The 20,491-nt window shown below is 57.8% G+C and carries 17 protein-coding genes; 6 read left to right on the forward strand and 11 right to left on the reverse strand.

What is annotated here, in order from left to right; all coding sequences use genetic code 11:
- Positions 1 to 3: 3 nt before the first annotated feature.
- From ACWHXT_RS14075 to ACWHXT_RS14105, 7 genes are all read right to left on the reverse strand, one after another.
- Positions 4 to 1,365: a hypothetical protein gene (locus ACWHXT_RS14075; RefSeq protein ID WP_447956303.1), complete on the reverse strand. Its 1,362-nt coding sequence runs from the start codon at positions 1,363 to 1,365 to the stop codon at positions 4 to 6.
- Positions 1,365 to 4,889 carry a toxin VasX gene (locus ACWHXT_RS14080; RefSeq protein ID WP_447956304.1) on the reverse strand — a complete coding sequence of 1,175 codons (3,525 nt, stop codon included), beginning with the start codon at positions 4,887 to 4,889 and terminating at the stop codon, positions 1,365 to 1,367. The genes ACWHXT_RS14075 and ACWHXT_RS14080 overlap by 1 nt, the downstream gene beginning before the upstream one ends.
- Entirely contained in the window at positions 4,886 to 5,821 is a 936-nt protein-coding gene (locus ACWHXT_RS14085) for a DUF4123 domain-containing protein (protein ID WP_447956305.1), read from the reverse strand. The genes ACWHXT_RS14080 and ACWHXT_RS14085 overlap by 4 nt, the downstream gene beginning before the upstream one ends.
- Entirely contained in the window at positions 5,814 to 7,901 is a 2,088-nt protein-coding gene (gene tssI, locus ACWHXT_RS14090) for a type VI secretion system tip protein TssI/VgrG (protein WP_447956306.1), read from the reverse strand. The genes ACWHXT_RS14085 and tssI overlap by 8 nt, the downstream gene beginning before the upstream one ends.
- A 142-nt stretch (positions 7,902 to 8,043) precedes the next feature.
- Positions 8,044 to 8,262 (reverse strand): DUF1653 domain-containing protein, encoded by a 219-nt coding sequence (locus ACWHXT_RS14095; RefSeq protein WP_447956307.1) that lies wholly within the window; start codon positions 8,260 to 8,262, stop codon positions 8,044 to 8,046.
- The gene (tcdA, locus tag ACWHXT_RS14100) at positions 8,259 to 9,083 is read right to left on the reverse strand and encodes a tRNA cyclic N6-threonylcarbamoyladenosine(37) synthase TcdA (RefSeq protein WP_447956308.1); all 825 of its coding nucleotides are present in this window, start codon (positions 9,081 to 9,083) and stop codon (positions 8,259 to 8,261) included. The genes ACWHXT_RS14095 and tcdA overlap by 4 nt, the downstream gene beginning before the upstream one ends.
- 41 nt (positions 9,084 to 9,124) lie before the next feature.
- Positions 9,125 to 9,901 (reverse strand): pseudouridine synthase, encoded by a 777-nt coding sequence (locus ACWHXT_RS14105; RefSeq protein ID WP_447956309.1) that lies wholly within the window; start codon positions 9,899 to 9,901, stop codon positions 9,125 to 9,127.
- A gap of 162 nt (positions 9,902 to 10,063) precedes the next feature.
- Between ACWHXT_RS14105 and sodC the strand changes: the two genes are divergently transcribed.
- The 3 genes from sodC to ACWHXT_RS14120 all read left to right on the forward strand — a co-directional run bounded on the left by sodC (position 10,064) and on the right by ACWHXT_RS14120 (position 13,687).
- Complete coding sequence (gene sodC / locus ACWHXT_RS14110; RefSeq protein ID WP_447956310.1) at positions 10,064 to 10,612, forward strand: superoxide dismutase [Cu-Zn] SodC; 549 nt, start codon at positions 10,064 to 10,066, stop codon at positions 10,610 to 10,612.
- Positions 10,613 to 10,820: 208 nt separating this feature from the next.
- Positions 10,821 to 12,287, forward strand: a complete 1,467-nt coding sequence (locus ACWHXT_RS14115) for a carbon starvation CstA family protein (protein WP_447894207.1) — start codon at positions 10,821 to 10,823, stop codon at positions 12,285 to 12,287.
- A gap of 563 nt (positions 12,288 to 12,850) precedes the next feature.
- The gene (locus tag ACWHXT_RS14120) at positions 12,851 to 13,687 is read left to right on the forward strand and encodes a manganese catalase family protein (protein WP_447894208.1); all 837 of its coding nucleotides are present in this window, start codon (positions 12,851 to 12,853) and stop codon (positions 13,685 to 13,687) included.
- Between the two features lie 60 nt (positions 13,688 to 13,747).
- On the opposite strand, the gene bfr is transcribed toward ACWHXT_RS14120, so the two are convergent.
- From bfr to lptF, 4 genes are all read right to left on the reverse strand, one after another.
- Positions 13,748 to 14,233, reverse strand: a complete 486-nt coding sequence (gene bfr, locus ACWHXT_RS14125) for a bacterioferritin (RefSeq protein WP_447529779.1) — start codon at positions 14,231 to 14,233, stop codon at positions 13,748 to 13,750.
- Positions 14,234 to 14,422: 189 nt separating this feature from the next.
- Positions 14,423 to 14,629, reverse strand: a complete 207-nt coding sequence (locus ACWHXT_RS14130) for a bacterioferritin-associated ferredoxin (protein ID WP_447529780.1) — start codon at positions 14,627 to 14,629, stop codon at positions 14,423 to 14,425.
- A 210-nt stretch (positions 14,630 to 14,839) separates the two neighbouring features.
- Complete coding sequence (lptG, locus tag ACWHXT_RS14135; protein WP_447926905.1) at positions 14,840 to 15,919, reverse strand: LPS export ABC transporter permease LptG; 1,080 nt, start codon at positions 15,917 to 15,919, stop codon at positions 14,840 to 14,842.
- Positions 15,919 to 16,998, reverse strand: a complete 1,080-nt coding sequence (lptF, locus tag ACWHXT_RS14140; protein ID WP_447529782.1) for an LPS export ABC transporter permease LptF — start codon at positions 16,996 to 16,998, stop codon at positions 15,919 to 15,921. The genes lptG and lptF overlap by 1 nt, the downstream gene beginning before the upstream one ends.
- A gap of 121 nt (positions 16,999 to 17,119) precedes the next feature.
- On the opposite strand from lptF, the gene ACWHXT_RS14145 reads away from it, so the two are divergent.
- The 3 genes from ACWHXT_RS14145 to ACWHXT_RS14155 all read left to right on the forward strand — a co-directional run bounded on the left by ACWHXT_RS14145 (position 17,120) and on the right by ACWHXT_RS14155 (position 20,389).
- A complete protein-coding gene (locus ACWHXT_RS14145) occupies positions 17,120 to 18,640 on the forward strand; it encodes a leucyl aminopeptidase (RefSeq protein WP_447956311.1) in 1,521 nt (506 codons plus the stop codon).
- A gap of 136 nt (positions 18,641 to 18,776) precedes the next feature.
- Positions 18,777 to 19,889: a branched-chain amino acid aminotransferase gene (locus ACWHXT_RS14150; protein WP_447956312.1), complete on the forward strand. Its 1,113-nt coding sequence runs from the start codon at positions 18,777 to 18,779 to the stop codon at positions 19,887 to 19,889.
- Positions 19,890 to 19,957: 68 nt separating this feature from the next.
- On the forward strand, positions 19,958 to 20,389 hold the full coding sequence (locus ACWHXT_RS14155; RefSeq protein WP_447956313.1) for a DNA polymerase III subunit chi: 432 nt from the start codon (positions 19,958 to 19,960) through the stop codon (positions 20,387 to 20,389).
- Positions 20,390 to 20,491 lie beyond the last annotated feature (102 nt).

Raw genomic sequence — 20,491 nt, forward strand, 5'->3', positions numbered from 1 at the left:
CCTTTATTTGTTCTGTCCTGGTCCAGCCATGCTCTTCATACCGCCTGCCTCGCGCCCGAAAGGAAACGTGGGATAAGACGTTTGCTGAGGCACTTCAGACGTTATGCCAAAGCGTTTTTCGATATCGCCCATCGTGCTGAACGTTTCGCCACGCCGGTAGGCGGCGCGTACGATGGTGCTGAGCTGGACCTGAGACGCCGAGGGGGTGGCCCGCTCTTCGGGCGGCAGGGGTTTGGACCATTCGGCAAGCCAGCCCCTGGGTACCGCCTGGGGCAGAATATGCTGCTCGCGATAGTCGGCATACCAGTGCGCAAAGCGGGCGAGCTCCCACCGTTTGCCGCGCCGAAAACGTCGCCACTTTTTCGGCTCGTTGGTACGCTCGAAATACGCCTTGGCCTGCGTCATCTCGTCGTTGTATTTTTCCGTCCAGGATTTGTCACTTCGGGCAGAGATGGAGCTGGGACCTTCTTCCATAAAGCAACGTATATATTCCCACTGCGCCAACGCCCCCGGATAGCCGCCTACCCCGCACGAGAGCCCGCCGCCGGGCAGCGCATAGCCCGGGCGCTCGGGGTCAGGGGCCAAAAGCTCAAACTCCCAGCCAACGCCGGAGATGCCATAGGGCGATAGGTGTTGGCTGACCCCTGCCAGCGCCACCACGTCTTCCCAGGGAACGATGACCGTACGACGCTCGCGTTTGCAAAAGCGCGATACCGTGTCGTAAATGAAAGGGTAAACGAACATTAACGCGACTGTCGTTATATGGATTAGCACAAACCCGATAGGAAAGTGCTCGGTTCTGCCGTAAAACCAGTCATGAATCTCAAAAAGGGCTACGCCCACGCTGAAGGCGGAAAGAAACGAAACCACTGACCACCACACCACATTTTCCGGTGCTGGCATCCAAAAACGCCCCTTGGGCGCCACGACAAACGCCACTTCTCGGCGGTGGCGATTCAAGCGTACCGGCGGCGTCCTTCTAAGAGCGGTGTTCATGAAAGGGATGGCAAAATTACCCATCACCAATAAAATTATATACGAGAGTAAAAATATAAATAAAAATATCGTTATATAGCCCCCCCCCCTCATCGCAGCAACCCATAACCCGAACAGAGACACGAAAATCACAAAAACGCCCCCACCTGTCACACAGGTCCCAGCCATCATGGTTGCTTCCGGGTTTGACCCTGGGCGGAGATCCATCACGGCATCGTCGTGGTACACATCGACTTTGGTTACGTCGTGGGCAAGCTCACTATCGGTGGGCAGGGGTAGCGGGCTCAAGCAATACTGCACGCTGCCGCCTTGTCTTGCCCACTGGCCCGCGCGCAGCGACGCGGGGCTGGTTGACTCATGATTCGCCATTACCAGGCCTCCTCGTGATTGAAGGGTGACGTCCAGGGCGTCAGCGGCATATCAGGCCAGGTTCCGGGTTTACGAGTACTAAAGAATCCATCATCTAGCTGATTGATCTTTTCCCAATCACGCGGGACTTCATCTCCCCGTTTATAGAGCTCGTATACCTGAGTTGACGCCACCTCTTCGCCCGGTCCGGATACATCGGCGTATAACGCTGTACGCACCACTAAGCGCACAAAAAATAGCCCCTCAACACGATCCGGGGGGAAATGATATATGATTTTTTGGATGCCATTCTCGTCAGCTTGTGGTAAAGCGTAGGTCAGCACGTCTTGTGTCAAATCTTCGGGCGTTCCGTCCCCGGAGTACATCCCCCATAGCCCCAACCACAGATTGCTTGAATCGGGCGCCTGCCCCCCAGGTAAGGTTAATCTAAAAGCCAGGTCGTGCATGAGCGGCCCCTCTAAACCTAGCGAGTACTTTCGCGCAACCCCCTGAACTTCAACGTTTGCCTTATTGTCATTTAGTTTTTCAAGCTCTAGCTGATGCTCTTCAAGGCTTTGATATTCTGCCTTGCTGCCCCAGTAACTACGCTGACACCAGCTTTGCAACTTGCTCAATGAAAAGTGGCTGGCCAAGACGTCCCCCACAATATACAAGACGGTACACGCCGCCACCATCCAGTTGATCCACACTCCAGTTCGCAGAAGTAGGAGCCGCTTGGCAACCTGGGATCCACTCATGGACCTTGAGAACACATAGGCTCTTATACCTTGAGTTAACATGCCAACCGACGTGCCCGACGAGCCAAACAGGGCCACCTGGTTGGCAATTCTCTCTGGTTCAGTACTTACACGGCCCAACTTCATAAACTGTCTAATCGTTTCCAAAAGAGCAGCAGTACCACCTGCTAGATTGGTCCAAGCCATTGCCTTATTAGCCGCTCTTGCCCACCGTTCCAGCTGTTCGGGGCTACCCGCTGCCGCTTTCAATGGGTTGTCAGCGACTTGCAGAAATGAACGTCCTTCAAACAGCTTCCGGTGCCTGGCATCCACCAGCATTTCATTTATTGCCAAAGCTGATGACATTGTGCCCAAGGATAGCGATAACACATTTGAGAAATTCTCAACGAATCGATCATCACCGGTTTCTTTCAACATGTCTACAACGGCAACGACGAACAAAACGCCGCCTAGAACGCTTAGGCTACTATTCAGTGCAAGCGAAAAAGCACTAGACGGTGATATATTGCCTTGTTCATCTCTAATTAAAAGGCGAGTTTCACTCATCACTCCTTCTTGTGATGCTGACGCAAGTCTCGCATTAGCATTGATTTCTTCGGCGGCGGCTCGTGTCGCTCGCGCTGTCAGCCCCGTTGCTCTGACGAATCCAGTTTTCTTTGGTTGAACAGGAAAGCTTAGAAGCCTGATATTCTCAATACCTTCTTTAATGATGCGCTCTTGTTCGAGCACAATCGCTGAAGCCCTCCGTAGTGATGCTGCATAATACTGATCAACACCCTGCCATGGATAATTATCCGGACTCGCTGAGTGGATTGATCTATCACGCATATCTTTTAAAATGGGGAGCACCGGTTCAAAATCAGGAACTCTTCCTCTATATGCTGCGTAATGTTCCTTAGCATTTTCGACAGTATTTATCCAATAACTCAACTTATCAATATGAGCTTGGTCCGGAAGTTCAATACCTAGCTCAAGCTTACCCAAAATATCGGACAATAACCCCCTTAACCCTCCCGGCAGGTTTTGTGAACCCAACAAATTATCAAGACGACCATGAACATCCAATTCGGTGGTATTCTTCACCAAACCCTTGACAACTTCTCGACCAAATAGTTTTTCTTTATAATGCATTTCACTGGCAACACCAGCGGCTGCCTCTTCATCTAGCCCCTTAATACTTCGAAAGCGCAACCCTACTTGCTCTTTAATTTTATTTTTCCACTCTTCAAAATTACTAAGCGCGCCCTTAACGCTCATTAAAGCGTTAATTTGATTCAGAGCCTTTTGCGGACCATTAACTAAGGGAAGAAAATTTCGCAAAAAATACTCTTCTGGCACATAATGTGCCAGATGCGAGGCATTAAGCTCATCTCCCGCATAATACTCAGTCAGAAACTCCTCTTGGCCACAAAATATCAATGTGTCAAAAAAACATTTCTCAATGACGCTACTTAAAACGATATGCTCGGTAACCTCTCTATCAAGCAATAAGCGATAGTGATGCCAAGTACTGGCAAGATTAGCCAAGTCTTGTCCTATCAAGGAATAGGCCGTTTGCCAGAAATCTGTCAGGAAATTGGCATACTCAAGATAGAGGCCCATCTCCTGTTGACGAATGACGTCAACAATTCCGTGCGGTGCTAATAAACCGTTACCACCAATAACTTCTCTAAAATGTTCTCTTTCCCTTTTTTCAACAAATTCTCTAACTGAATCAGCGTCTGTTTTTAATTTTCCCGCTAATTCTTCACTAAGTTCATCTATCTCTCTATCGATATCTTCAGACTCTCTGGTTTTAGATCCGCCAAAACTCCCTTCCTTTTTTATGGCCTCGTTTTTCGTTTCTCGATATCGCTCACAAAGGCCCGCCAGCTCAAGAAGATCAGTCTGTTCATCCTGCTCAGCATTTTTTAACCAGCCGGGAATATTACCTTGACCAGCATTAGCCACGTAATTGTCGAAATCCAGCGTCATCATACTTTCAATCGCTTTTGCGGAGAAATTCTCGGCCTGGTACTTTCCCTGCCATGCTTCCTGCTGCTCGGATAAAGCTCTCCAGAGCTGAGCCCAATCTTTCACACGAGCAGGTATATCCTCGACAATGAGAATGGCGCTATCCTGTTGGTAGCTACTTTTAATACTGCCTATTATTTCTCCCGCTGAAGCGGCTTGCCAAGGAGTCAGCTCTGCTTCATCACACCACGGGTAGCTGCCCGGTTCAGGCTCTACCTGCGGTTGGCTTTCATCATAATCTGGTGCCTCTGGAGTGGGCTGATACTCTCCCAAGTCATCCGCCAACGCCGTAGGCAAGTCAGCAGGGTCCAGTAGATGTGCAGTGCCATGACAATAACCACTGATGCCAACCGAGATCATCACTTGGCGTCTGAACTCAGGCACCAGCAACATGGAAGCATGCGGCTCCGTCAATTCGAGCGTGCTATGTAGCACCTGGATACTGCCACGCCGCTCGAGTAGTATCTCGTCGCCGCTACCATCGGGCTCTACCTTGAACTTCTGCAGTTGTTCAGGGGCTACGCTGTGGACAATGTACAGCCAGCCCGAACGTATGGGGCGTATCCCCGAGCGCCGAAAGCTGCCTCCGTAAACCGGAGCAAAGCCCTGAACCGCTTCGGCACGTTCGGCCTCTGGCTCTTCCACCATGGCGTAACGTACGGGAACCAGCTGGATATCCTCTTTCGTCAGCGTGCACTGGCCGCTTTCGTCACCTGGGTCATTATCGGGCTGATTATCGGCCACGCGATTAGCGGCTGTTATATCATTGCTCATACCGTTTCATCCTTTTCCAACGCTTGCTGAGCAAGACTGGCGGCATCTTTTAGACGCTTCATCGGTGTTTGGTCGTTTGAATACAATAGCAATCCAGCTAACGCGGGGTGCTTGTGCATATCCAATGCGGCTTCACCGTAAGCCCCCAATATGTTGGCCATGTAAAAATGCGCTCTTTGTCCTACGAATCCCAAGCGAGCCGTTATTTCGATTACCTTTTGGGCTGCAGCACTCTCAGAGGCGTTATCTTCAATGAGTGGAGATGATGAGAAATAATGTCGCAGGTGCTCTTCAAGCCTGTCCTGAAAGCGTTGCCAATTTACCTTCGACAAAGCAGACAGGTGCGATTCCTGTAATTTGAAAGACGTTGAAAAATCAGGTGGTTTGTTTTCCAAACGTTTGTTGTTATGGGCCTTCCACCATGTAATCGATCCATGTTGGTTAACGGGAATCCAGGCACGTTCTATAGCTGTTCCAAAAATCTCTGCGCAAGTATCATTTTCTTCAATGCTGAACAGGTGGTGCAGGACAGTGGGAGAAGCGAGACGCAACACCTGTGCTCCGTGAACCGGATGTTCCACGATAAGCAACCAGCGCAGCTGAGCTAATAGCGCTTGACGTGGTGCATTGCTATAAAGCAACCACCCCCACTGCTGCTGCCCACCGTATTGGACATAAGCATCCCAAATAGCCGATGCATGTTCGATGGGCACCAGGCAAGGTGAAGCTTGCCGGCATTCTTTAAGCGGTGTTTTTAAATAAAGAACATCGTAATCGGGTAGTTCCAAAACTTCATATAACCAGCTTTCCAGGGCCGGATGTGCCAACGCATCCAGTAGCAAATAGTAGCCTGAGCGCTTTATTACTTCGCTGTAAGCGGGTAGTCCTGCCGGTGAATATACCTGTGGAACATGTCGAGAGTTATTATGCATCCTCCCCTCCTGTGGCACGATCCGCCGGCGGTTCACACAGGTTAGTGAGCGCGCTTCCCTGCTCAAGAGCCGCTAGCTGACGGGGTGTATCCAATGTCGGGGAGTGTGCAATCGCCTCCACTCGATCATGATCCTTTCCTTCCAATACAGGCGGTAATTTGGGCGGCTGCGCCGCCTGCCCGGTCCCATTACCCGGGCTGCCCCCCGCATTCACCTTCACGGTCGGCCCGACGATGGTAATGCCACTGCCATCCAGCTTGATGAAGCTGCCGCCCGCGTTGAGGGTGATCTCGCTGCCCGCTTCCAGCACGACCTTGTGACCGGCCTTGATGTGGAGTTCGCGGCCGCTTTCGCTGAGCCAGGCCTGGCCTGTGTTGAGGTGAAGGCTGCCCTGCACGGTGAGGTGCTGATCGCCTTCGCCATGTTCGAAGCGGTCGCCGTGCACCGTGTGATGATCATCGTGATCGACCTCGCTGATGCGGTCGTTTTTGACGTTCAGGAAGCTGTCGTTTTCGATTTCCTCGGTCCGGTCGTTGAGCGTTAAAAGCTCCAGGTCCTTCTGGGCGTGGACCCAGATCTGCTCTTCCCCCGCCTCGTCCTCGAAGCGCAGTTCGTTGAAGCCTTCGGCCTTGTGGCTTTGCGTGCGCAGCACCGTGCGGGTCTTGTTCGCCGGTAAATCGTAGGGCGGCTGGTTGACCGCGTGGTAGGTACGCCCGGTCACCAGCGGCTGGTCCGGGTCGCCTTCCAGAAACGAGACGATCACTTCGTGGCCGATGCGTGGTAGTGCAATGCTGCCGTAGCCGCCGCCGGCCCAGCCCTGGGAGACGCGGACCCAGCAGCTGGCGGTGTCATCCGGCTCGGCGTAGCGGTTCCAGGGGAACTGGACCTTGACCCGGCCGTGCTCGTCGCAGTGAATCTCTTCGCCTTCCGGGCCGACCACGAAAGCCACCTGGGGGCCGTCGACTCTTGGCTTGGGGTTGGGCGTGGCGCGCCAGGCGGCGTCGCCGGGCATCAGCGTGACCTGGTTGACGTAGCGGGTCATGCCGCCGGTGTCGCTGGCGCTGATGCTGTCCTCTTCCAGCGCCTGGGGCTGCTCGCCGGCGTGGTGCACCGCGACCACCTGCCAGTCCCGGTTGAGGCTTTCGGTGTCATGGTCGGTCAGCGTGAAGCGTGCGCCGGGGGCGAACTCGGGCAAATCGCTTTGGGCGCTGGCCGTGGTGGCGTTGCGGCGCAGGTGCTCCAGGCGGATGCGGGTGAAGGGCTTGCCGGAGGCGTCTTCCTTGTAGCGGCCGGGGTAGTCAAAGTGTTCGTAGTCGGTCTGCTGGCCGTGCTCGGCGACGTCATCGCCCATGTGATCGTGAAGCTGGGCGTAGGCCGGGTTTTTAAAACTGTAGTCCTTGAGCTGGGCGCTGGCGGCGGCGACCCGGGCGGTGTGGCTCAGCTTGCGCACGTGCCGGGTGGGGGGCGTGCCGCCGGCGCGGCTGTGGTAGGTGCGCTCGCCCAGGTTGGTGAGTACCTGGGGGTCGTCGGAGAACACCAGCCGATGAGCACCGCCCTCGCTGTCCTCGAACTCGTGGAAATAGAACAGGCCCTCCTCGGCGGCGAGGCGCTCGATGAAGGTGAGATCCGTTTCGCGGTACTGCACGCAGTATTCCCGCTCGAGGGGTTCACGGCTGACGGCGAAGGCCACGTCCGTGATGCCGCGCTCGTCCAGCAGGGTGTTGATGATGGTGAGCGGGTCGACCTTCTGGAAGATGCGCGAGTTCTGGCGCAGCGAGGTGCGCCAGAGCGCCGGGCGCAGCGTTAGCGAGTAGAAGGTGCGCCGATGGCCACGATCACCCCGGCCGAACTCGCTGATGATGCCGTGGACCCGGCGCAGCGGCTCGCCGTCCTGCCAGACGGTCAACGTGGCTTCGCGGTCGAGAAGCTCGGAAGCCTCCAGGTCGCCTTCGCGACTGGCGATGTTCAGCGTCAGCTCGAAGGGCTCGGAGAGCGCCTCGCGGTGGGTGAAGTCGATGACCGCGACGTCATCCACGCCCGCAAGCGTGAGAGTGAATTGAAGCCCTTTTCCTTTTGCCATTGCGCTGCTCCTTGCCTCTTAACCCGTCACTAGAGAATGACGAGAATAACGACCTGGGCGACAAGCGCAAACGTATCCGCTACAAGGAGCGAATCACTTACACAAATGTAAGAAATTGCTTACATAATCGAAGTAAACTTGACTAAAAAGGCGTCTCCAGAGCGAAGCGCGGTTGATCGCGTCCTTCGATCGAGACGTGCTCATTGAACATCTCGAGCGGACGCACCCAGAGGCCGTACTCACCGTACAGCGCGCGATAAACGACCAGCTCTTCTTCGCTTTCGCTATGCCGGGCGGTGCCAAGCACCTCGTAAAGTGCGCCTTTATAGTGGCGGTAAATGCCGGGAACGGGGGCGGTCATTCGCTTTCCTTTTCAGTAACGGGGGTGACATCGCTCAGGTGGGCTTTTTTCGCCAAGCGCTCCAGCACTTTGGAAGCCGCCACGAAGCCAAAGGTGCCGGTGACGAAGGTGGCGGCGCCAAAGCCGGAGGCGCAGTCCAGCCGGGTGGCATCCCCGCTGCCGGGCTTTTGTAGGCACACTTCGCCGTCCGCGCCTGGGTAAACCAGCTGTTCGTCGGAGTAGACGCACTCGACCGAAAAGCGCCGCTTGGGGTTGCGCGAGAAGTTGTAGTCCCGACGCAGGCGCGAGCGCACTTTCGAAAGCAGCGGGTCGTGCTCGGTGCGGGTGAGATCCGCTACCTGAATGCGCGTGGGGTCGGTTTGCCCGCCGGCGGCTCCCGTCACGGTGATGGGGATCTTGCGCCGCTTGCACCAGGCGATCAGCGCGGCCTTGGCGATCACGCTGTCAATGGCGTCGACCACGTGGTCGGCGTCATCGGGAATGCGATCAAACAGGTTCGTCGGGGTCACAAACGCGGTATCGGCGATGATGTCGATGTCAGGGTTGATCAAGCGGCAGCGCTCGGCCAGCACCGCGACCTTGGGCTGGCCGATGGTACCATCGAGGGCGTGAAGCTGGCGGTTGACGTTGGAGACGCAGACGTCGTCCAGGTCGATCAGCGTGAGCTTGCCAACTCCTGAGCGCGCCAGCGCCTCGACCGTCCAGCTGCCCACCCCACCCACGCCGACCACCACCACGTGGGCGTGTCGAAAGGCATTGGCTGCGCGCTGGCCGTAAAGGCGGTTAATGCCGCCAAAGCGGAAGTCGTAGTCGGTCGACATGGCAAACTCTCTATCAATGTTCGGTTAGCGCGAATGTTGGGTTAACGTGCCGGGGTCGCGTCGGTATCCGGTGTTAGCGCCTCAAGACGGGCGCCATCCACCGGCAGGTGCCCGGCCCAACCCAACTGCTCGAAAAGCGCGGTCATCACCGGGTCCAACGCGCAGCCGATGCTCAAGCGGTCCGACTGGAACGGGTGGTCGAACGCCAGGTGGCTGGCCGCCAGCAATAGCCGCGGGGCGCCAAGCTGCTCGGCGAAAAAGCGATTGTGTACGCTTTTACCGTGTTTGGCATCGCCAATGATGGGGTAGCCGCGCCGCGAAAGGTGGCGGCGTATTTGATGGCGCCGCCCGGTCAGCGGGCGCGCCTCGACCAGCGAGTAGCGCGCCACCGGGTAGCGGTCGACCTGCACCGGCAGTTCCACGCTGTCCAGCCGTGTGATATCGGTGCGCGCGGCCAGGGCGGGCATTTCTGCCTTGGGGCGGGTGCCGTCCTCTTCGCGCAGCGGGTAGTCGAGGGTCTCGGCATCCGGGGCCTTGCCGCGCACCACCGCCAGGTAGCGTTTTTCCACCACGCGCTCGTTGAACGCCTGACTTAGCTTGCTCGCGGCCTCGGAAGAGAGCGCCATGACCATCACCCCCGAGGTCGGCCGGTCCAGCCGGTGAACCGGATAGACCCGCTGACCCAACTGGTCGCGCAGCATTTGCAGCAGGAAGGTGGTTTCTCCCCGGGCGAGTTTGGAGCGGTGCACCAAAAGCCCGGCGGGCTTGTGCAGCGCCACCAGGTGCTCGTCCTGATAAAGAATGCGTAACGCCGCCATGGCCTTCCCCGCAAAAAAAGTGGCGCTATTGTCGCGGCTTCGCCGGCGGTTGTCACCCGGCCAGGATAATAACCCCCGGCCACGTTGGCGCCACCGGCGCCAAGCAGCTACCTTGTAAAGGCACCCTTCGGGGCTTCCATGGAACAGGAAAGGAGAAACCACATGCGTTTAGCAACCCCTCTTACCGGTATTGCAGCGGCCCTTCTACTAGCAGGCGCTGCCCATGCCCAAACCAGCGACTCGCTGGAAGTAAACATGCACGAAGTCACCGCCGACGGCGTAGAAGAAGCGCTGGGCACCGTGACTATCGAAGAAAGCTCGGAGTTCGGCGGCGTGCTGCTGACGCCCTCCATTACCGACCTGGAGCCCGGCATTTACGGCTTCCACCTGCACCAGAACCCGAGCTGCGAACCCGCCGAGGATGACGACGGCGAGATGACCGCCGCCCAGGCCGCCGGTGGTCACTACGACCCGGAAGGAACCGACACCCACCAGGGCCCGTACGGCGAAGGCCACCTGGGTGACCTTCCGGTCCTCACGGTGAACGAAGACGGCGAAGCGAACCTTCCGGTACTCGCGCCGCGCTTGAGCATGGACGACATGACCGACCGCGCCTTGATCATTCATGAAGGCGGCGACACCTACGAAGACGAGCCGCATCTGGGCGGCGGCGGTGCCCGCATGCTATGTGGCGTTACCCCCGCGTCCTGATCCCCGCACTCGTGTGAATCGAAAACGGGCAGCCCATGGCTGCCCGTTTTGCGTTATAAAGCCCCGTGGCCCGGCAAGGGAAACTAAAGTCGTAGAGCGAATCCCGCCGCGAACAGATACATTCGCAGGCTTGGGCAGGCCAGCCGTGCCTAACGCCTGCTGCCCCCGCCCGTTCCCCCTTGCCACCGACCACCACCGGGTGCCCCCAATGATCACCTTCATCGCCTCGATACTGCTGCTAATAGTAGGGTACTTTACCTACGGCAAGTTCGTTGACCGCGTGTTCGTCGCCGACCGAAAGCGTCCGACACCGGCTTTTAGCATGCGCGACAACATCGACTACGTGCCGATGAACACCACGCGTAACTCACTCATTCAGCTTCTTAACATCGCGGGTGTGGGGCCTATTTTCGGGCCGATTCTGGGCGCGCTTTACGGCCCCGTGGCTTTTGTGTGGATCGTGATCGGCTGCATTTTTGCCGGTGCGGTGCACGACTACCTGACCGGCATGATCTCGATTCGTAACCACGGCGCCCACCTGCCGCAACTGGCGGGCAAGTTTTTGGGCAAGGCGATGAAACACGTGGTCAACGGCTTCGCGCTGTTGCTGCTGTTACTGGTGGGCACGGTATTCGTGACCTCCCCCGCGACGCTGTTGGCGAATATGACCTCGCTTTCGCTGGTGGGCATTACGCTGGCGATTTTTGCCTACTACCTGATCGCCACGCTGTTGCCGATCGATAAAGTGATCGGCCGGGTATACCCCTACTTTGGCGCGCTGTTGCTCTTTAGCGCCGCGGGTATTGGCATTGGCTTGATCGTGACCGGCGCGCCGATTCCGGAGCTTTCGTTTGCCAACATGCACCCGGAAGGCGCGCCGATCTTCCCGCTGCTGTTTTTAACGATCTCCTGCGGCGCGCTTTCCGGCTTTCACGCCACGCAAACGCCGATCATCTCGCGCACCACGGAAAACGAATCCAACGGGCGCCGTATCTTCTACGGCATGATGATTACCGAAGGCGTGATTGCGATGATCTGGGCCGCCGCCGCCATGAGCCTATTCTACGGCGACCAGACGCTGTCTGACGTACTCGCCGCCGGTGGCCCTGCCGCCGTGGTGAGCGAAGTCTCGACCACGATGCTGGGCGCCGTGGGCGGTACGCTGGCCATTCTGGGCGTTATCGTGCTGCCGATCACCTCCGGTGACACCGCGTTTCGCAGTGCGCGCATGATCATTGCCGACTACCTGAAAATCGCCCAGAAACCGATCGCCAAACGCATCATGATCGCCCTGCCGCTGTTCGTGATCTCCTACGCGCTGACCCACATGGACTTCACGCTGCTATGGCGCTACTTCTCCTGGGCCAACCAGACCACCGCGGTGATCGCCCTGTGGGTGGGCACCATGTATCTGGTGTTGTCACGCAAGCCCTACCTGATCACGGCGATTCCTGCGGTCTTCATGACCATGGCGACCTTTACCTACCTGGCCTTCGCGCCGATCGGGTTCGGCCTTCCGCTGCAGATGAGCTACGTGGTGGCCGCACTTGGCACGCTGGTGTGCATCGCGCTGTTCATGAAGCGCGTACGCCGCCTGAGCCGGGCGACCTTCTCCGTGGACGAGCCGGTCGCGGCGTTCGAAGGATCTGACGCCTTCGCAGCACAGAACCGCTAACCTCTTCCCCCAGCGTTAGATCCAGCTCCAGCCCGCTCGACGGTTAATACCGCCGGGCGGTTTTTTTTAAAGCACTTTTAAAGAATACTTTTTAAAAGTACTTTTAGTGTCGTGCTCTCATCGCCAAGCCAGACTTCACGACATCGTCTAAAGCATCAAAAGTAATTAACCTGTATTAACTTATTAACATAAAAACAGCCAACTTAATTTAGACTAAAAGAGCAGCGCATTGATAGTTATAGACAATATTGAAACCAACTAACATTACTTAAAGACACCTAAACGCATAACATAAATCAAACTATAAAAATTATAAATATTTGATTTAAATTAAAAACCAACTACTCAAACAATAATAGCGATTAATACTCGAATATCTCTTCTTATGTGCCAGGCTGTGAAAGGCAGGAAGCACTACATTTTGACGAAACGTAAAAGCCAATTACTCCACACTCGTTGTTCAATAGTAAACGTTCATTTTTATTGAACAATTTTTTACTGAACAAAGCGTTGCCGGAGTAATGACCAAGGAACCCCTTGGCAAACGACTAAGGAGAGTAATCATGTTTCATCATTCATCCAAACTTCAGTACCCGGTCAAGGTCGACAAGCCCAACCCCCAGTTCGCCATGCTACTGCAACAGGCGATTGGTGGTATCGAGGGCGAAATTCGCGTGGCCATGCAGTATTTCTTCCAGGCGATGGGCGCCCGCGGCGATGACCGTATTCGTGACATACTAATGTCGACCGCCACCGAAGAACTATCGCACATCGAGATGCTGGGCCATGCCGTTGCGCTCAATCTGGAAGGCGCGCCGGTTTCCTATCAGGAAGAAACCGCCAAGGACCCGGTGATGAACGCCATCCTGGGCGGTGCAAACCCGCGCCACCTGCTGTCATCGGGCCTTTCTGCCATGCCGGTCAACGCCAACGGCGTGCCTTTTGATATGAGCCACGTGTACGCCACCGGCAATATCGGCGCGGACATGATGGCCAACGTGGCGGCGGAATCCGGCGGGCGCGTTCTGGCCACGCGTCTTTATAACTGGACCGACGATCACGGCATGAAGGACTTCCTGTCGTTTTTGATCGCCCGGGATACCTATCACCAGCAGCAGTGGCTGGCCATCATCGAGGAGCTGGGTGGAATGGAAGCGCAGTTACCGATTCCCAACTCGACGCCGGAAGAGCATGAGGCGACCGAGCACTCCTACTACTACCTGAACACCTTGCTGGATAAAGACGCACCGAAAGGCCGCTGGGGCGAAGGACCTTCGCTTGACGGGCGCAGCCAGTACTCGATCAAGAATACGCCGGAGCCGCTGGGTCAAGAGCCAAGCCTGGGGGGCGCCAAACCCAACTCTGGGGCGCAAACCGAGCAGGTCGACCCGTCCAAATAAAGGGTCGTCCATAAAAAAACCCCGAACCTGGTTCGGGGTTTTTTTGGGCTAAACGAAGGCTTATTCGTTTTCGCCGGCCATTTGCATCTGGCGCAGCATGTAATTCTGGACACCGACTTTATCGATCAGGCTGAGCTCGGTTTCGATGTGGTCGATGTGCTCTTCTTCATCGGCCAGCAAATCGCGCAGCATGTCGCGGGTCACGTAGTCTTTCACGCTTTCGCAGTAGGTGATGGCTTCGATGTAGTCGTTACGGCCGTCGTGTTCGATCTTGAGATCGCACTCGAGCATTTCCTTGACGTTTTCACCGATATGCAGCTTGCCCAGGTCCTGCAGGTTGGGCAGCCCTTCCAAAAACAGGATGCGCTCGATGATCTTGTCAGCGTGCTGCATCTCTTCGATGGATTCGTCGTATTCCCACTTGGCCAGCGCCTTTAGGCCCCAGTCCTTGTACATTTTGGCGTGCAAAAAGTACTGGTTGATCGCAACGAGTTCGTTACCCAGTGCGATATTGAGATGTTGAATAACCTTGGGATCGCCTTTCATATATCACCTTCTTTGTGCGTGCGCTCTTTTTGTCGTAAAAGGTTTTTCGGACAATCAAGCAGTTACGTCATTAAAGGAGCAGCGGCCCACAAGGCATACTCCCGGATGACTGAGAGTATAAAGGAGCAAGCTAAAAATTCAAACAAATCAGTTATTTGCTAAAAGTAACTTAAACAATAGTGATTCGCGTCATACGGCGTAAGCGAGACCCATATCGGCTTGCTGGCGCTCGTCGTAAATCGCTTCACGGGTAATGGATTTGGCAAGGCAGGCACACTTGCCACACTGGGTCGCGCAGCCGGTGGCTTCGCGCACGTCGCGAAAGCTACGCGCGCCGTCGCTCACCTGCTGACGGATTTGATGGTCGGTCACACCCTTGCACATGCACACGTACATGACATCACCTCATAAAATGCATAAACCGAATGTAAATGATTCGCATACATCTTATCAAGTAAAAATCAGTCGCTTTTGTTAAGCGTTTTTAGTTACCTCGCGTTTTATAAAACCAATACAGTACGTTAGCGCTCAGGCCAAGGATTGAAAAAATCGCACAAAAAAGCCGGGCCACTTTTGGGTACCCGGCTTTTCACATCTTTTAAGCGGTTAGCCGTTTCGGTGCAGGAAGTAGCCCCCGACGACGGCACACGCCAACGTAGGCACCAGCACCGCCCATACCGGCGAGAAACCAAAGATACTGGAAGCCGGCGCCAGCAGATCCTGCACGTACTTGAAAACGAGCCCGGTGACGACCCCGTAGAAAACCCGGGTGCCGGCGGCTACGGTGCGCAGGGGCCCGAAAACGAACGAGGCGGCAATGAGGACCAGCGAGGCCATGGTCAGCGGCATCAGCACCTTCTGCCAGAAGTAGAGCAAGGGCTGCTCGGCGCTAAGCCCCTGGCTTTGCAGAAAGTTGGCGTAGGCCCACAGCTCGCTGGGCGCCTGGCTTTCGATATCGCGTAAAAGCCGCTCCAGCTGGGTGGGGGTCAGCGCGGTTTCCCACATCGCCTGGGGCACGTACTCGGACTCGGTGTGGTCGTCATAAATGCGCGTGGTGTTCACGTCCTCCAACTGCCACACGCCCTCTTCCCAGTAAGCGCGCTCAGCACGGGTCGCTTCGACCAGGCGGCGCTCTTCGAAACGGTAGCGCGTCAAATCGAGCACCACGTTGTCGGCGCGAATGGCGCCAAAACGGTAAACGCTGTCGCCCTCGAACTGCCAGCCGCTGCGGCTTGTGAGCATGGTGCCTTCCCCCTGGCGCTGTTCCAGCCGCCAGGCTTCGGCGAACTGCTCGGTTCGGGGGCTGACGAACTCCGCCACCAGCAGCACTACCGCTACCACTAACAGCACCGGCTTCATCACCCCCCAGACGATACGCGCAAGCGAGCGCCCGGCCGCGCGCATCACGGTCAGCTCGTTGCTGGAGGCCATGGTGCCCAGGCCGATCAGTGCGCCGATCAGCACCGCCACCGGGGCGTATTGATAAAACCGCCAGGGCAGGCGCATGCCAAGATACAAAAGCACGTCCAGCGCCGAGTAATTCCCCTGGGTGTCGCCCAGGTCGCCAATGTAGGCCAGGGTTATATCCAGGCCCAGCAGCACGATCTGTACGATGACGATAGCGCCCAGTATGTTGCGGGCGATGTAGCGGTCCAAACGATCCGCCGGCGTTAAAAAACCGAGCATTAGCGCATTCCTTTACGTTGCGAGCGCCAGATCAGCAGACACCCGAGCCCCAAAAAGAGCCCATGCACCGGCCAAACCCCCACCGTGGTGGCGAGAGTACCGCTGCCGATGGCATCCACGGCGGCCAGCAGCAGGCTTAAATAGGCGACGTACAAAAAGACTGCCGGCAAGAGCTTGGCGAACCGCCCCTGGCGCGGGTTGACCTGGGAGAGCGGCTGAGCCAGCAGCGCCAGCACGAACACCATCAGCGGAAGCCCCGCCCGCCACTGAAACTGCGCCTGGGCGCGCGGCCCGGGCTCGCGCCATAGATCCGCCGTGGTGGCGTATTCCAGCGAATCGAGTTCCTGGCGTTCGCGGCTGAGCCCCAAACGCAGCGTGTAGCGATCGAACACCAGCCGCTCGGCGGCCTGGCGCCCGGGGGTGACGCCGTAGCGTTCGCCCTCTTCCAGCACCAGAAAGCGGCTGCCGGTCTCCATTCGGGTCTCCTGATGGCCCGCGCGCGCCCGAGTGATGTAGCTGTGCGGGCTGTCGCTATCCGGGTTGGCCTGCTCGTGCACCAGCACCTCCTGCATTTCGGTGCCGTCGCTGTTGAAATCGCTGATATACGCCGTGCGCCCGCCGCCAAAGGACTGAAAGCGCCCGGGGGCGAGCACCGAGACATCCAAACGGCTGCGCTGCTCCTCGATGGTGGCGTCGGTCAAGAGCGCGCCGGCCGGGGTGAGCCACAGGCTGCAAAGCCCCACCAGCACGGCCACGACCGAAGCCGGCAGCAGCGTGACCCGTAAAAGGCGCGTGGGGCTCATGCCGCAGGCGACCATCACGGTGATTTCGCTATTCATATAGAGCTGGCCGTAGGCGAGCAGAATGCCGAGAAAAAACGCCAGCGGCAGAATCAGCTCCATGAACCCGGGCAGGTGATAAAACATCAAACTGCCCAGAATGGTGACGGGAAAATCGCCCTCAGCGGCATCGGCGAAGTAGCGAATGAAGCGGCTACCCATGATGACCAGCAACAAAATGCCGGCCACCGCCGACATGGTGAGTAACACTTCACGAGTCAAGTACCGAAATAAAATCAACGCGCTCTCCGGCTAAGCCTGCAGGTGACCATGCAATGCGTTCATGGCTTGGGTACACTAATACAACGTACGATCGCGGTATTATCGCGAATCACTTGATGCTTGTCTTGTTGGAGACGTCATGGAATTTTCCGTTCAGACGGCCAATCCCGCCAAATCCGAAACGGCGTGCCTTGTTCTGCCCGTCTATAAAGATAGCGAGCTGCTGCCTGCGGTGGCGAAATTGGACGACGCGAGCGAGCGGCTGATCGGCCAATTACTCGAGCGCGGCGATTTCGACGCAGCCCTGGGCAACGTTCAGCTGATCCCCTTCGCCCCCGGGCTTGGCGCGCAGCGGCTTCTGCTGGTCGGCCTTGGCGAGCGCGAAAAGTGCCGGGAAGCGGCCGTTATCAAGGCGATGGAGGCCGCCATGACCGCGCTGGTGAAACTGCCCATCGACGAAGCCAGCACCGCCTTCACCGATATCCCGCTGGAAGGGCGCGACACCGCCTGGAAGGCGCGCAAGACCCTGGAGGCCGCCGAGCGCGCGCTCTACCGTTTCGACCAGTTCAAATCCGCTCCGGCGCCCACGCCTACGCTTGCCAAACTGCACCTGATCGTCAGTGAAAGCGGCGAGGTGCAAAACGCCCAGTACGGCGCCAAAATCGGCTGTGCGATCGGCCAGGGCGTCAACTTTACGCGCACGCTGGCCAACCTGCCCGGCAATGTTTGCACGCCGCGCTACCTGGCCGAACAGGCACAAAAGCTGGGTAAGGAGTCGCGCGGCGCCCTCGACGTGGAAATTCTGGACGAAGAGGCGCTCGAAGCACTGGGCGCGGGCTCGCTTTTATCGGTCGGCCGCGGCAGCGTCGAGCCTTCACGGCTGATCGTCATGAAGTACCAGGGCGCCGACGACCCGGACGAAGCCCCCCACGTGCTGATCGGCAAGGGTATCACCTTCGATACCGGCGGCATCTCGCTCAAGCCCGGCGACGGCATGGACGAGATGAAGTTCGACATGGGCGGCGCCGCTGGCGTGTTCGGCACGGTCAAGGCGGTACTCGAGATAAAGCCCAGGCTCAACGCGGTATTCATCGTGGCCGCTGCCGAAAACATGCCCGACGGCGCAGCGACCAAGCCTGGTGACATCATCAAGACCCTCAAGGGTTTGACCGTCGAGGTGCTCAACACCGACGCCGAGGGCCGGCTGGTACTGTGCGATGCGCTCACCTACGCCGAGCGCTTCACCCCGGCCAGCGTCATCGATATCGCCACGCTCACCGGGGCGGTCATCGTCGGCCTTGGCCACCACGCCACCGGGCTTTTGTCCAACGACGACGACCTGGCCCTCGACGTACTGGAAGCCGGCGAAACCGCCTGGGATCGCACCTGGCAGCTGCCGCTTTGGGACGAATACCAGGAGCAGCTGGACTCCAACTTCGCGGACCTTGCCAATATCGGCGGGCGCCCGGCGGGTACGATCACCGCGGCGTGCTTTCTGTCACGTTTTGCCGATCATTTCCCCTGGGCGCACCTGGATATCGCCGGCACAGCCTGGCACTCGGGTAAGCAAAAAGGCGCTACCGGCCGCCCGGTGGGGCTTTTGACCCAGTATTTGCTGGACCGCGAAACCGACGCCCAGGTCGATACCGAGACAAAATAAGCGCTTATGGCGCGTAACGGTTGCCTTTCACCGCCACAACCGTTAAACCTGAAACATCAAGGCGCCCACCCGACCGGGCGCCTTCCCCATTTTTGATGCTTACCCCCGCGGGGGTGCTTTGCGGAGACGATACGCCGTGCCCACTGCAAGTTCAGCAACTCGTTTTGAAATTCTGCCCTCCAATCAGGCAGCGCCGGACAACCTTCGCGAAAGCGTGCTGGCAAACCCAGGCTTTGGCAAACACTTCACCGACCACATGGCGCACGTGCGCTGGACGGTCGACGCCGATTGGCACGGCCACCAGGTGCGCCCCTACGGGCCGCTGACCCTGGACCCGGCCGCCGCGGTGCTGCACTACGGCCAGGAAATCTTCGAGGGCATCAAGGCCTACCGCCACGCGGACGGCTCGGTCTGGACCTTCCGCCCGGAGAAAAACGCCGAGCGCCTGCGCCGTAGCGCCCGTCGCCTGGCACTCCCCGAGCTTTCCGACGAGGACTTCCTGGGCTCGATCAAAGCCTTGCTGGCCCAGGACCACACCTGGGTGCCCACCCCGCAAAGCGATGCCGACGAGTGCAGCTTGTACCTGCGCCCGTTCATGATCGCCTCAGAGGCCTTCCTCGGCGTTCGCCCGGCCCACGAAGTGGACTACTACGTGATCGCCTCCCCCGCGGCCTCCTACTTCAAGGGCGGCGTGAACCCGGTCTCGATCTGGCTTTCGTCCACCTACAAGCGCGCCGCCGCTGGCGGCACCGGCTTTGCCAAGTGTGGCGGCAACTACGCGGCTTCACTCGCCGCGCAGAAAGAGGCCGAAGGCCACGGCTGCGGCCAGGTCGCGTTTTTGGACGCGGCGGAGAACAAGTGGATCGAAGAGCTCGGTGGCATGAACCTGTTCTTCGTGTTCAAGGATGGCCGCCTGGTCACCCCGCGCCTGACCGATACGATTCTCGAAGGCGTGACGCGCAACTCGGTACTCACGCTTGCCAAAGACATGGGTCTGACCCCGGAAGAGCGCCCGATCAGCATCGACGAATGGCGCGAAGGTGCCGAGTCCGGTGAGATCACTGAAGTCTTCGCCTGCGGCACCGCCGCGGTAATTACCCCGGTGGGCGAGCTGGTCACCGAGCACGAGCGTATTCGCCTAAACGGCGAAGGCGGCAATGAAGTGGCCATGCGCATTCGCAAAACCCTGCTGGACATTCAGTACGGGCGCAGCGATGACACCCACGGCTGGCTGACCCAACTGGTGTAACCCCTCCCGCCGCCGCCTCGTGCGGCGGCGACCTTTCAGGCCTTCAGACGTTTCAATGCGGGAATTCCATGGCGCGAATCGACTTCTACATACTTCAGGACACCACCCTGGAGGCGCGGCTCGCCTTTGCCTGCAAGCTGGCGGACACCATCTACCGCAAGGGCTACCGGCTGCATCTTCACTGCGAGGACCAGGCGCTGGCGCAGCAAGCCGACGACGCGCTCTGGACCTTTCGCGACGATGCCTACCTGCCCCACGCGATCGAAGGTAGCGACATGGCGATAAGCGTGCCCATCACGCTGGGCTTTGGCGCGCTGCCTACCCCGGCGGAAGAGACCGCGCTTTTGAACCTGCACCCGGAAATTCCCGACGGGATCGAGCGCTTCACAAGAGTTGCCGAAATCATCAACCAGCATCAGCAGGTGCTCGTTACCAAACGCGCCTGTTGGCAGCGCTATAAGGAGCTTGGTCACGAGGTGGTGCCGCACAAGATTGGGTAAAAGGCCTGCAAGGGATATCCAGAGCAAATCTAACCTATAGCGTGCTTTGCCGACAGCTGAGCAAACCAGGAGCCCTCGTCAGCTCCCCTGACGCATCGGATC

The organism is Vreelandella halophytica, from assembly GCF_968193635.1.

What these genes read in the sequence shown, in the direction of transcription:
- ACWHXT_RS14075 (WP_447956303.1), bottom strand. Translation starts at nt 1,365, where the DNA reads ATGGCGAATCATGAGTCAACCAGCCCCGCGTCGCTGCGCGCGGGCCAG.
- ACWHXT_RS14080 (WP_447956304.1), bottom strand. Translation starts at nt 4,889, where the DNA reads ATGAGCAATGATATAACAGCCGCTAATCGCGTGGCCGATAATCAGCCC.
- ACWHXT_RS14085 (WP_447956305.1), bottom strand. Translation starts at nt 5,821, where the DNA reads ATGCATAATAACTCTCGACATGTTCCACAGGTATATTCACCGGCAGGA.
- tssI (WP_447956306.1), bottom strand. Translation starts at nt 7,901, where the DNA reads ATGGCAAAAGGAAAAGGGCTTCAATTCACTCTCACGCTTGCGGGCGTG.
- ACWHXT_RS14095 (WP_447956307.1), bottom strand. Translation starts at nt 8,262, where the DNA reads ATGACCGCCCCCGTTCCCGGCATTTACCGCCACTATAAAGGCGCACTT.
- tcdA (WP_447956308.1), bottom strand. Translation starts at nt 9,083, where the DNA reads ATGTCGACCGACTACGACTTCCGCTTTGGCGGCATTAACCGCCTTTAC.
- ACWHXT_RS14105 (WP_447956309.1), bottom strand. Translation starts at nt 9,901, where the DNA reads ATGGCGGCGTTACGCATTCTTTATCAGGACGAGCACCTGGTGGCGCTG.
- sodC (WP_447956310.1), top strand. Translation starts at nt 10,064, where the DNA reads ATGCGTTTAGCAACCCCTCTTACCGGTATTGCAGCGGCCCTTCTACTA.
- ACWHXT_RS14115 (WP_447894207.1), top strand. Translation starts at nt 10,821, where the DNA reads ATGATCACCTTCATCGCCTCGATACTGCTGCTAATAGTAGGGTACTTT.
- ACWHXT_RS14120 (WP_447894208.1), top strand. Translation starts at nt 12,851, where the DNA reads ATGTTTCATCATTCATCCAAACTTCAGTACCCGGTCAAGGTCGACAAG.
- bfr (WP_447529779.1), bottom strand. Translation starts at nt 14,233, where the DNA reads ATGAAAGGCGATCCCAAGGTTATTCAACATCTCAATATCGCACTGGGT.
- ACWHXT_RS14130 (WP_447529780.1), bottom strand. Translation starts at nt 14,629, where the DNA reads ATGTACGTGTGCATGTGCAAGGGTGTGACCGACCATCAAATCCGTCAG.
- lptG (WP_447926905.1), bottom strand. Translation starts at nt 15,919, where the DNA reads ATGCTCGGTTTTTTAACGCCGGCGGATCGTTTGGACCGCTACATCGCC.
- ACWHXT_RS14145 (WP_447956311.1), top strand. Translation starts at nt 17,120, where the DNA reads ATGGAATTTTCCGTTCAGACGGCCAATCCCGCCAAATCCGAAACGGCG.
- ACWHXT_RS14155 (WP_447956313.1), top strand. Translation starts at nt 19,958, where the DNA reads ATGGCGCGAATCGACTTCTACATACTTCAGGACACCACCCTGGAGGCG.